The sequence below is a fragment of the Pseudomonas akapageensis genome (genome assembly GCF_011355085.1).
Classification (GTDB): Bacteria; Pseudomonadota; Gammaproteobacteria; order Pseudomonadales; family Pseudomonadaceae; genus Aquipseudomonas; species Aquipseudomonas akapageensis.
Genome location: NZ_VXCP01000030.1, coordinates 1 through 11,427 on the forward strand (window position 1 = coordinate 1; position 11,427 = coordinate 11,427).

The window sequence follows — 11,427 nt, forward strand, 5'->3', positions numbered from 1 at the left end:
CTGACGCAGATGGGGTTTTGTCTTATAGTAGAAGCATCAAGAATTTCGCTGACACGTCGCCACGCGACGGATCGGCCACAGAATTTCTTGACGACCATAGAGCATTGGAACCACCTGATCCCATCCCGAACTCAGCAGTGAAACGATGCATCGCCGATGGTAGTGTGGGGTTTCCCCATGTGAGAGTAGGTCATCGTCAAGATTCAAATCCAGAACCCCTGTCTGCCAACGCAGACAGGGGTTTTGTCTTTCTGGCGACCTCGTTCCCACGCTCCCGCGTGGGAATGCCTCTCCTGACGCTCCGCGTCACAACGCTGGAGCATCGGACACTGCATTCCCACGCAGAGCGTGGGAACGAGTCAACGAGTCAGCATCTGCAGCAACCACTCAGTTGCCGTTCGCCGCATGCCCCTCCAGATAAAGCCTCATGGTATCCAGGCCTTTACCCAAGTGCCCGGTGAGGATATTAATGGCTTTGTCGACGTCCTTTTCGGCGGCAGCATCAGCCAATGCCCGATGATCGTCCTGGGTCAGCTTGCCCACTCCCATGGAGGAGAGGTGAAAACGCAGGAAGCGTTCTTCCTCATTGAGCTCGACTTCGATCAAGCGCAATAGTTTCTGGTTCGGTGCCTTGGCGTAGAGGGCCATATGGAACAGCCGATTGAGCCGACCGATCTCGGCATGGCTGTTGTCACCTTCAAGCTGATCGATGTAATGGCGAGCCATGGCGATGTCATCGGCGTCGAGCCGCGGTATTGACTGACGCAGTGCTTCGCTCTCCAGGAGGATGCGCAAGTCATAGGTATCCACGGCATCTTCGCCAATCAGCGGTGCAACCACTGCGCCCTTGTGGGCGACCACTTGCAGTAAGGATTGCGCCTCCAACTGGCGCAGCGCTTCACGCACAGGCATGCGGCTCACCCCGAACAAGGAGGCAAGCTCTTGTTGGCGCAGCGCTGTTCCGCTGGGCAGGCGCCCATCGATAATGGCGTTGCGCAGCTTTTCCTCGATCACTGCCCGGGCCAGGTGTGGCTCGAGTTGTTCACGGGGAAGAACGCGGCTCAAGAGAGTGGTTTTTTCGGTCACGCTGTATCTACCTGAATAAAACGTGTGGGAGCCAGGAGAAATCTTGCTCGTAGCACCATCGTGAACGAAGTACTCCATGAAGGGAAGCGAACTGCTGTTCCATCTGCATGGCCGTTCTCACTGGCTGATGCAAGCAATGCTGCTAGCGTAGTAGGGGCGTGCGAGCAAGGGTGGATGACGTTGAAGTGACATTGTCATTTGTCAGGGCAAGTCCCACCATTCGCTCACTACTTATCTGGCGGATTGATCGCTTTGGCGACACATTTGGCAGTGCTTCCGACAATCCGCCAGCTCGCTCTGGCCCTGCTGCTCGGCTGCTTGCTGCTGGGCGGCCTGCACGCGGATTGGGACTTCTCGCTGATCAGTGCGCGCGCGCAAAAATTGTATGGGCCGCTGGGTGACGGCCAGCTACGTATCGATGCCTGGCAGCGTCTGCTGGCCACCCGCAAGCAGCTCCCCGAGCTTGAGCAATTGCAGGTGGTCAATCAGTTCTTCAATCGCCAGATGCAGTACCGCGAGGATCCTGACTTGTGGCATGAGGTCGACTATTGGGCCACCCCGATCGAGTCGCTCTGGAAGGGCGCAGGCGATTGCGAGGACTATGCCATCGCCAAGTACTTCAGCCTGCGCCGTCTGGGCGTTCCCAGCGACAAATTGCGTATCACCTACGTCAAGGCCCTGCAGCAGAATCGGGCCCACATGGTCCTGACCTACTATGCCAGCCCCGAGGCTATGCCCCTGGTGCTCGATAGCCTGGTTGACACTATCAAGCCCGCCAATCAACGCACCGATCTGTTGCCGGTCTATGCATTCAACGGCGAGGGTCTATGGTTGACGGAAGCGGCAGGCAATAAAAAGGTTGGCGACATCAAGCGTTTGTCGCGTTGGCAGGATCTCTTGAAAAAGATGCAGGCCGAGGGTTTTCCGACCGAGCCGGTGTATTAAGGAGAGTTGATGTCTCTTTTCAAACAGTTGTTGATCGCCATCTGCCTGTTTCTGATAGTCGCCTTCAGCGGCAGCTTCATGGTTAGTCTGGAAAGCTCGCGGGCCCAGTACGTCAACCAGTTGCGCTCCCATGCCCAGGACGGCGCCACTGCGCTTGCACTGTCGTTGACGCCGAATATCGACGACCCGGCGATGGTCGAGCTGTTGGTCAGCTCCATGTTCGACAGCGGCTACTACGCCAGCATCCGCGTGGTCGACACGACCGCGGATTCGGTTATGGTCGAGCGCAGTGCCGTACCCGACAGTAATGGCGTGCCGGCCTGGTTCATCAAACTGATTGGCCTGGAGCCCGCCGGCGGCGATGCGATCGTGAGTCGGGGCTGGCAGCAGGCCGCTCGCGTGGAAGTGGTCAGCCACCCCATGTTTGCGCTGGCCAAGCTTTGGCAGAGTGCCTTGGGCAGCCTTGGCTGGTTGCTGCTTTGCGGTGCGTTGAGCGCAGTATTCGGGGCGCTGCTGTTGCGCCGTCAACTCAAGCCACTCGATTACATGGTCGAACAGTCCCACGCCATCGCGCGCCGGGAATTTCTCAGCTTGCCGCAACTGCCGCGTACCCCTGAGTTGCGGCGCGTGGTGCAGGCCATGAACCAGATGGTCGAGAAACTCAAGGCGTTGTTTCAGGAGCAGGCCGATCGCAGCGAAAAACTGCGAGTCGAGTCGTATCAGGACGCGCTGACGGGGCTGGCCAACCGGCGTTATTTCGAGATGCAGCTCAATGCGCAGGTCAGCAACCTTGAAGAGGCCCGCCCGGGTTACTTGCTCCTGCTGCGGGTCAACGACCTGACGGGCCTGAATAAGCGATTGGGTGGCCAGCGTACCGACCAATTGCTGCAGATGGTGGGTGCGCATTTAACGCGCACCTGCGCAAAATTCCCGGAAACCAATAACCTGATCACCCGTAACCGTGGTGGGGAGTTCGCGGTGTTGGCGCCGGGCATGGTCCACGAAGATGCCGTGCAACTGGCCCAGGCGCTGGAGAATAGCCTGGCCAGCCTCCAATCTGCCGGGGCTACGGATATGACACCGGTTGCTCATATGGGCCTTGCGCCTTGCAGTCCGGGTGACTTGCCACAGAACGTGTTGTCGCTCGCCGATCAGGCCTTGGCCAAGGCCCATAACCAGCTCGGGCCGAGCTGGCTTTGCCTGGATGCAAGCAGCTCGCCAAATGGCGGCGATGACCATCACGCCTGGCGCAGCCTTCTGGAGCACGCGCTTGAGCAAGGGTTCTTCCAGCTGTTCTTCCAACCCGTTGTCGCCAGCGACGACCGTGAGCACGTCCTGCACTACAAGGTCCTTGCGCGTTTGCTTGATACCGAGGGCCGCGCGATTCCTGCCGGGCGGTTTTTGCCCTGGCTGGAGCGTTTTGGCTGGTTGGCACGGCTGGACCTGCTGATGCTCGAGCAGGTGCTCAAGCAAATGCAAGGTCACGACCGGGCCTTGGCCTTGAACCTGTCCTGCGCAACGCTCAAGGACGCGGCCTCATTGCAACGGGTTTATGAATTACTGAGCCAGAATGCGGCGTTTGGACCGCGTTTGACCCTGGAGATCGGTGAAGAGCAATTGCCCGAGCAGTCGGTACTCGAACAATTGACCCGGCGTTTGCGCGAGTTGGGTTTTGGCTTGAGCCTGCAGCGTTTCGGCGGCCGCTTCAGCATGATTGGCAACCTGGCGAACCTGGGGTTGGCCTACTTGAAAATCGATGGCAGTTACATTCGTGCTATCGACAAGGAGAGACACAAGCGCTTGTTCATCGAGGCCGTGCAGCGGGCGGCGCACAGCATCGACCTGCCGCTCATTGCCGAGCGTGTGGAAACCGAAGGTGAACTGCAGGTTATCAGGGAAATGGGCATCCAGGGTGTCCAGGGCCGGTTGGTCGGGGAGCCGGCGCCCTGGCCCTGATCGTCAGATCAGCCCTTTTTCATCCTCATCGACCAGATGGTCCAACCCGCCCAGGCTTTCACGCGCCTGAGAGCGATCCATCAGTTTGGCCTGCGCTGCCGGCGGCAAGTCAGTGACCCGGATCACGCCCTTGGTGGTCAGCACCTGAATCAAGTCGTCGAGTACGCGGATCATCTCCAGGTCGCTCTGCTTGAGCTGCCTGAGGCTATTCTCGACCCTGGTGTTGGAGTACCAGGCCTGGATCTCGGCATGATCGAGCGGCAGGGTTTCGGTGAAGCCTGTATAAGCGGCGGTTTCCACCCGAATCAATTGACCTTGTGCATCGCGTTGCACGTAGAACATTCGAAGCGCCTCCTTATATGGGCTGTCATCCTGTTCAGAGCAGCATAGGCTATAGAGCGGTCGCGCAGATAGCACCGCAGTTTTTTGGCAAGACGAGCTGTGTATAAGTATTGGTCTCCTGGACCAGAAGCAGAAGGATATTGTTTTTTCACCTACAAGCCTCCAACATCGCACGCCTCATTCCTGGCCGGTTGATCGCATTGTCTGTCTCGACTTTACATTGCATGTCAGGTCGACTTTGCCTGGGCCTATTGCTCGGCTGCCTGCTGCTCACAAACCTGCGCGCCGACTGGGATTTTGCTCTCATCAGCCAACACGCGGAGGCAGTGTATGGACCACTGGGTGAAGGCAAGTCGCGTATCGATGCCTGGCAGAACTTGCTGGCAACACAAAAGCAGCTGGGTGAACAGGATCAGTTGAAGGTGGTGAACCTTTTTTTCAACCATCAGTTGCAATATGAGGAAGACTTTGACCTCTGGCATGTAGGCGATTACTGGGCCACCCCCATTGAGGCGCTCTGGAAGAAAGGCGGGGACTGCGAAGATTATGCAATTGCCAAGTACTTCAGCTTGCGGCATCTGGGTGTGGACCGCGACAAGTTGCGCATCACTTACGTCAAGGCGCTACGCCAGAATCGAGCGCATATGGTCTTGACCTATTACTCGAGCCCCGTGGCAATGCCGCTGGTGTTGGATAGCCTGATGGACGCGATTGAACCGGCAAACCAGCGTACAGACCTGGTGCCGGTGTATTCGTTCAACGGCGAAGGGCTCTGGCTTACAGGGGCTACCGGGAGCAAAAGACTGGGCGATACCAAGCGGCTGTCTCGTTGGCAGGACGTATTGAAGAAAATGAAGGCCGAAGGTTTTCCAACCGAGTCGGACAATTAATCAGGAGTCCTGATGTCCCTGTTCAAACAATTACTGATCGCTATTTGTCTGTTTTTGGTGGTCGCCTTCAGTGGCAGTTTCATGGTCGGTCTGAAAAGCTCTCGGACTCAATACGTTAACCAACTGCGCTCTCATGCCCAGGATGCGGCAACTGCATTGGCACTTTCGCTGACACCCAATATTGATGATCCTGCAATGGCCGAGTTAATGGTCGGCTCTATTTTCGACAGCGGCTACTACGCCAGCATTAAAGTCATCGACCTGGCAAATAACAAGGTGATGGTTGAGCGCAGCGCCGAACCTGATGCCAGCGATGTACCTGTTTGGTTCGTGAAATTGGTCAACCTTGAAGTGGCCGGTGGTGACGCGATTGTCAGTCGTGGCTGGCAGCAGGCGGCCCGGGTCGAGGTGGTTAGCCACCCGATGTTTGCATTGGCCAGACTCTGGGAAAACGCCCTCGGCAGCCTTGCCTGGTTGCTGCTGTGTGGTGCGGCCAGTGCAGCGTTGGGGGCGCTGTTGTTGCGTCGTCAGCTTAAGCCACTGGATTACATGATGGCGCAGTCTCAGGCCATTGCACGCCGCGAGTTCCTCAGTCTGTCGGAACTGCCGCGCACGCCTGAACTGCGGCGCGTGGTAGAGGCGATGAACCAGATGGTCGAAAAGCTCAAGGCGCTGTTTCGCGAGCAAGCCGAGCGCAGTGAGAAATTGCGCGTGGAGTCCTATCAGGATGGCCTTACGGGGTTGGCCAATCGGCGTTATTTCGACATGCAACTGGATGCCCGCGTCAGCAACCTGGAAGAGGGCGGCGGCGGGTACCTGTTGCTGTTGCGAGTCAATAATCTGACCGGCCTCAATCAGCGACTGGGAGGGGCACGAACAGATCAACTGATTCAAGCTATTGCCCAGCTATTGGTGCGAGGCTGCGCCCGATTCCCAGAGCATATGAGCCTGATTTCCCGCAGCCGAGGCGGTGAGTTCGCCGTGCTGATTCCGGGTCTGGTTCGCGATGAAGCCATGCAGTTGGCCCGCGAGTTGGAAAGTACACTGGTCAGCCTGCAGGAAACAGGAGCGTGTGACGTCAGTCCGGCCGCGCATATTGGCTTGGCACCCTATAACGCCGGCGATACGGCGAAAGATTTACTGGCGCTGGCTGACCAGGCGCTTGCCCAGGCCGAAAGCCACGGCGAACCGAGCTGGGTCTGCCTGGAGCACAAGGTCATCGCGACGACCAGCGGTGATCACCGGACATGGCACGTATTGCTCGACCAGGCGTTGAGCCTTGATCGGTTCCAGCTGTTTTTCCAACCAGTCGTGTCCAGTACTGACAGCGCGAAGGTCATGCACTTCAAGGTTCTTTCTCGCCTGCTGGACGATCAGGGCCAAAGTATTGCTGCTGGGCGCTTCCTGCCGTGGATCGAGCGCTTTGGCTGGGCCACTCGCCTGGACCAGTTGGTCCTCGGACATGTGCTCAAACATCTGCAGCAGCATGAGCAACCATTGGCCCTGAACCTGTCAGCAGCGACCCTGGCCGACTCGCAGGCGCTCGAGCGAATCTTCGCCATGCTGGGGCAACATCCCGGGCTGGGGCCGCGCCTTACTTTCGAAATAGGTGAAGAGCAGCTACCAGAGCAGAGCGCACTCGAGAACCTGACCCGACGCTTGCACGCACTGGGTTATGGGCTCAGCTTGCAGCGTTTCGGCGGCCGTTTCAGCATGATTGGGAACCTGGCACATCTCGGCCTGGCGTACCTGAAAATCGATGGCAGCTACATTCGTGACATTGATCAGGAGAGCCACAAACGTCTGTTTATCGAGGCGGTCCAGCGTGCGGCACACAGCATTGACCTGCCCTTGATTGCCGAGCGGGTTGAGACGGAAGGGGAGTTGCGGGTCATCCGCGAGATGGGCATCCAGGGTATCCAGGGGCAACTGGTCGGTGAACCGGCGCCTTGGTAAACGAGGCTCGGCCCTGAGTCTTTACGCAGGTGTCGATCACGGCGCCTGAAAGAACTTCAGATCAGCCCTGACTCTTCATCGTTGATCAGATGATCCAGCCCGCCCAAGGCTTCCCGCGCCTGAGTCCGGTCCATCAGTTTCGCCTGCGCCGCCGGTGGCAGGTCGGTAACCCGAATTACGCCCTTGGTGGTCAGCACCTGAATCAGGTCGTCGAGTACCCGAATCATGTCCAGGTCACTCTGCTTGAGTTGTTTCAGACGGGTCTCAACGGCGTTGTTGGCGTACCACGACTGTATCTCGTGATGGTCGGCCGGAAGCGTTTCGGTGGCCTCGGCATAGCGTGCCACTTCCACGCGGCTGAGCAGCCCTTGTGCATCGCGTTGCACGTAGAACACGGTATTTCCCTCGAATTTGAGTCCCTGACAGTACCTGGCTACATAAAACAATCTGCGCGGCTGAGCGAAACGCCAGACAGAGTATGCGACAGGATGCTCAGACGTTGGAAAAATTCAACTTAAGCCGGCACCGGCAGCCATGAGGCTACCGGTGCCAAGCTCATCAGTGAGAGTGATCGACTTTGATGGTAGGGTCACCGCCGGCGATCAGCGAGCTGACAGTGGTGTTGGACCAGTTGTTGCCTTCCAGCTTGATCGTCACGTCTGCGTTGGCCACGCCGCCGGCATCGTTCAACTTGCCAGTGGAGCTCACCTGCAAGGTCGAAACACCATCGCTGGTGGTGATCTTCAGGTAGTTGTCGATGGTGCTTGAGCTTTCGCCCTGTAGCAGGTCGCTGAGGTCGATCTTGTCCCCTTCCGATGCCTTGAAGTCCTTGATCACATCCTTGCCAGTGTCGGCTTTGAGCCAAGTGAAGGTGTCGGCGCCCGAACCGCCATACAGCGTATCGTTACCCCGTCCACCGATCAGCGTGTCATTGCCATTGCCGCCGTATAGGGTGTCGATACCACCCTGCCCAAACAGAATGTCATTGCCATCACCACCCAGCAGCGTGTCTTTGCCATCGGTGGAGCCGGTGACATTGAACTCACCGATGTGGTTGTTGATGTATTGGTGCATCTGTTGATCGGTGAGCAGGCTGGAGTCAGCTACGCCGGTTTTCGACGCCACATAGGCCTGAATCGCTTGGACTCCGTTGCCGCTGATGCCATTGAAGCTCACCAGGTCGCCGAAGAGGATGTCATGGCCGTTGCCGCCATTGACGTTGTCGTCACCCGGTGCGATCGGCGCGGTTGAGCCCTGAATCGTCGAAGCCAGGTCGCCGGCGCTCACGCTGGTCTGCACGACATGATCGCTATCGAACAGCTGCAGGGTGTCCTTGTTGATATCACTGTTGATGCCGATCGCTTCTACCGTCGAGACTTTGCTCAGTGCGGCGTAGCCTTCTTTTGCATTGTTGACCGAGTCGGGGGTGGGCGTGTTCGAACTCGTGCCCATCGTGAGACTGTACTCGACGCCACCATAGCCATTAGCGTGAGAGGACAAGGTACCCAGGTAGTCTCTGTCGAACTTCCCGGAGTTCCCGTTCTTTTCCTCCAGCGTGTAAACCTCACCTTTCTCACTGATCAGCGTGTACTCGCGGCCCCCCAATGTGACGTTGACTGGCGTGCCCGGCTTCCATTGCGCAATGTATTCGCTCAGTACCCTATCGGTGCCGACCTTGTAGTCGATAACCGTCGACGCGGTGTTCTGGTAGTAGTTGGGCTGGCCGTCGGTGATGAAAAAGGTCAGATTGGTTGCACCGACATTGCTCTTCGCCAGGTCGCTGTAGAACCAGTTGGCTGTCGTCTTGAATGCATCCTCATAGTTGGTAACGCCGTCAGCCTTGATCGAGTTCAACAGGGCGGTGAGTTTGGCCATCGCGGCGTCTTTGTCGGACAGATCGACAGCGACGGACTTGCCTGCGTTGGTACCGAAGTCGAGTAGGTAGAGGTTGACAGTACCTGCATTCGTTTTGCTGGCATTGCTCGCCAATTGGTCGAACACTGTTTTCAATTGCGCTTTCGCGGTCGCCAGGGAGTCGCTCATGCTGCCCGAACTGTCGAGAATGAAGGCGATGTTGTAGTTTTTTCCTTCGACAACAGTGGTGCCCGTGGTGTCGCCGACCAGAATGTCATTGCTGGTGGTGCCGGACAAGGTGTCGGTGCCCGGCTTGCCATCCTGATGGTCATACACGCCAGCTGTCACGGTGATGTTCAGCGATGTGGTCGTGGCCAGCGATTGGGTGGTATGGCTCTCGGTCGAGACCGCCGTCACTGTAAGCGTGTCAGTACCGCTGGTGTACGGCGCCGGGGTGTAGCTCAACTTGCTCACATCCCAGCCGCGGAGGTCGGCGACGGCACTGCCTGTCGTACCGGTAAAGGTGTGTGTGCCGTCGGTCAGCGTCGCACCCGCCGGGATGCCGCCGATCTTGGTGATGACTTGGGTTTCAGAGCCATCGGTGTCCAGCGAAGTTACCTTCAGGCCCAATGCAACGCTGTTGTTTTCGACCACCTGAGTACTGGTGGCGGACACAATCGGTGCATCGACCACTGGCGCGATGTCTACGGTTACGCTCGCAACTGCTCCCCTGTCGATGCCGTCAAACGGTTGGAACTGGAATTGCGCGTAGTCGGTTTTTTGGTCACCCAGCCCGGTATTGGTGTAGTCGCTACCACTGGACTGATTGGCGACAGGCACGAAGACCAGGCCATTGCTGTCAATGATTGACTTGCTGATCACCGTGCCGATGGTCACGTCTTTCCAGCCGGTACCGTCGTTGTAGGTCAGTTTGCCGTTACCTGGTAGTTGAGTGACGATGATGCTCAGTTTGCTGGCAACAGTGTCAGCATCGGTAACGTTCAGGGCGCTCCAGGTCAGCGTCAGCGGGGTGTCTTCTGTGCCCTGGACGCTGCTGTTGGTGGCGACGGGCAGATGGTTGGCCGCATCGACGGTAACGTCGATATGAGCGACACCCGATTCGACCGAGCCGTTGCTCTTCTCGGTGGCAGTTGCAATGACGGTCAGGTTGATAGTGCCTGTCCAGTTGGTCGGTGGCTTGATGCTCAGAGTCTTGGTATCCCAACCGCTGAGATCCAATGCCGCCGTCGACGAGACGGTGACCGACTTGCCGGTGCCATCCATCAATATTGAACCGACTGGAATCCCGCTCAGCGTGGTGACGTGTGTTTCAGAACCATCGTTGTCGGTGTAGGTCGTGGTGATCGGGCTCACCTTGATGAAGGTGTTCTCCTGGCCATGGTTGATCGAGGAAACGGTGTAGTAGCCCTGGCCATTCTGGCCATGCAGATCGGATACGGTCAGGCCGGCCTTGGCGATGTCGCCAACGCTGGTGAAGGTCAGCAGGTTGCTGGCGCTCAGCGAAGTAGCAGTGCCTCCGTTTACCGATACCGTCAGGTTGTAGTTGCCTGGGCCGTTCTGGTTGAAGTGGTAGATGTCCAAGGTGTAATAGCCCGAGACCGTCGGTGTGAAGCCGCTACCGCTGATGGCCCCGCTCTGATTACCCCAGGTGGCGCTGGCCACGGTGTTGCCACCCACTGTGACTGCGAAGCTGTCGTCGGCATTGCCTGCGAAGGTATAGGTCTTGCCGGCTTCCAGGTAAATCAGCCCGCTGGCCTTTGTGGCGGTACCCTGTTCGATGTTGGCCGAGGACGTGAAATCAAGCACGGTGGTGGTGATTGCGGGCTTCACGGTATAGCCGTTGATGCCGGCGATCAGAGTTGCCGCCGTGGCACCATTGCCGCCAGTACCCAGAGCGTTATTCAGCGCTGTGCTCGACGCCCACACCTGTTCGGAAAGGCCGGTCGACGTGAAGGTCGGGGTGGTGACCGTGATGGTTGGTTTGTCGGCCACCGCAGTGACGCTGATGTTCAGTGTGGTACTTGAACCGGTGTTGGTGGTGTAGGTCACGGTAGGAACGTTGCCGCTCCAGTTGTCTACCGGAGTGAAGGTGTATTCACCGTTGGCACCGAGGGTCAGCTTGCCGACGTTTTCTATGGTGGCAGTACCACCTGCCGTGTACTCGGTACCACCAATCGTGAACTTCGCCACGCTCAGAATGTTGTCGACATCGCTGTCATTGGTGAGCACGTTACCGGTGGCGGCATGATCTTCGTCGACCGTGTTGGTGTCGGTCTTCAGCACGCTCGGGTCATCGACCGGAGTAACGTTGATGGTCAGTGTGCTGGTGGAGCCGGTGTTGGTGGTGTAGGTGACGCTCGGCACGGCGCCGTTCCAG

At 57.9% G+C, this 11,427-nt stretch carries 8 protein-coding genes and 1 rRNA gene; 5 read left to right on the forward strand and 4 right to left on the reverse strand.

Annotation, left to right across the window (positions count from 1 at the left end; genetic code table 11):
* Window positions 1-86: 86 nt before the first annotated feature.
* Window positions 87-202 (forward strand): 5S ribosomal RNA (gene rrf / locus F2S13_RS19365).
* 185 nt (window positions 203-387) lie between these two features.
* On the opposite strand, the gene F2S13_RS19370 is transcribed toward rrf, so the two are convergent.
* A complete protein-coding gene (locus F2S13_RS19370; RefSeq protein WP_343047539.1) occupies window positions 388-1,086 on the reverse strand; it encodes a GntR family transcriptional regulator in 699 nt (232 codons plus the stop codon).
* A gap of 264 nt (window positions 1,087-1,350) precedes the next feature.
* Here F2S13_RS19370 and lapG (F2S13_RS19375) point away from each other — a divergent pair, with 264 nt between their 5' ends.
* Together lapG (F2S13_RS19375) and lapD (F2S13_RS19380) are read left to right on the forward strand one after the other, a co-directional pair.
* On the forward strand, window positions 1,351-2,031 hold the full coding sequence (lapG, locus tag F2S13_RS19375) for a cysteine protease LapG (RefSeq protein ID WP_425500239.1): 681 nt from the start codon (window positions 1,351-1,353) through the stop codon (window positions 2,029-2,031).
* A 9-nt stretch (window positions 2,032-2,040) separates the two neighbouring features.
* Window positions 2,041-3,987, forward strand: a complete 1,947-nt coding sequence (gene lapD / locus F2S13_RS19380) for a cyclic di-GMP receptor LapD (RefSeq protein WP_166363732.1) — start codon at window positions 2,041-2,043, stop codon at window positions 3,985-3,987.
* 3 nt (window positions 3,988-3,990) lie between these two features.
* Here lapD (F2S13_RS19380) and F2S13_RS19385 read toward each other — a convergent pair whose 3' ends face one another.
* Window positions 3,991-4,329, reverse strand: a complete 339-nt coding sequence (locus F2S13_RS19385; RefSeq protein ID WP_166363734.1) for a tryptophan synthase subunit beta — start codon at window positions 4,327-4,329, stop codon at window positions 3,991-3,993.
* Window positions 4,330-4,553: 224 nt separating this feature from the next.
* On the opposite strand from F2S13_RS19385, the gene lapG (F2S13_RS19390) reads away from it, so the two are divergent.
* Together lapG (F2S13_RS19390) and lapD (F2S13_RS19395) are read left to right on the forward strand one after the other, a co-directional pair.
* Complete coding sequence (lapG, locus tag F2S13_RS19390; protein ID WP_166363742.1) at window positions 4,554-5,219, forward strand: cysteine protease LapG; 666 nt, start codon at window positions 4,554-4,556, stop codon at window positions 5,217-5,219.
* A gap of 12 nt (window positions 5,220-5,231) precedes the next feature.
* Window positions 5,232-7,175 (forward strand): cyclic di-GMP receptor LapD, encoded by a 1,944-nt coding sequence (lapD, locus tag F2S13_RS19395; protein WP_166363736.1) that lies wholly within the window; start codon window positions 5,232-5,234, stop codon window positions 7,173-7,175.
* Between the two features lie 56 nt (window positions 7,176-7,231).
* On the opposite strand, the gene F2S13_RS19400 is transcribed toward lapD (F2S13_RS19395), so the two are convergent.
* Both F2S13_RS19400 and F2S13_RS19405 read right to left on the reverse strand, forming a co-directional pair.
* Entirely contained in the window at window positions 7,232-7,570 is a 339-nt protein-coding gene (locus tag F2S13_RS19400; RefSeq protein ID WP_166363738.1) for a tryptophan synthase subunit beta, read from the reverse strand.
* Between the two features lie 163 nt (window positions 7,571-7,733).
* Window positions 7,734-11,414, reverse strand: a complete 3,681-nt coding sequence (locus tag F2S13_RS19405) for a type I secretion C-terminal target domain-containing protein (RefSeq protein ID WP_166363740.1) — start codon at window positions 11,412-11,414, stop codon at window positions 7,734-7,736.
* Between the last annotated feature and the right edge of the window lie 13 nt (window positions 11,415-11,427).

Excerpts from the sequence above, each read along its gene's own strand:
- lapD (WP_166363732.1), top strand. The coding sequence starts at position 2,041 with ATGTCTCTTTTCAAACAGTTGTTGATCGCCATCTGCCTGTTTCTGATA.
- F2S13_RS19385 (WP_166363734.1), bottom strand. The coding sequence starts at position 4,329 with ATGTTCTACGTGCAACGCGATGCACAAGGTCAATTGATTCGGGTGGAA.
- lapG (WP_166363742.1), top strand. The coding sequence starts at position 4,554 with ATGTCAGGTCGACTTTGCCTGGGCCTATTGCTCGGCTGCCTGCTGCTC.
- lapD (WP_166363736.1), top strand. The coding sequence starts at position 5,232 with ATGTCCCTGTTCAAACAATTACTGATCGCTATTTGTCTGTTTTTGGTG.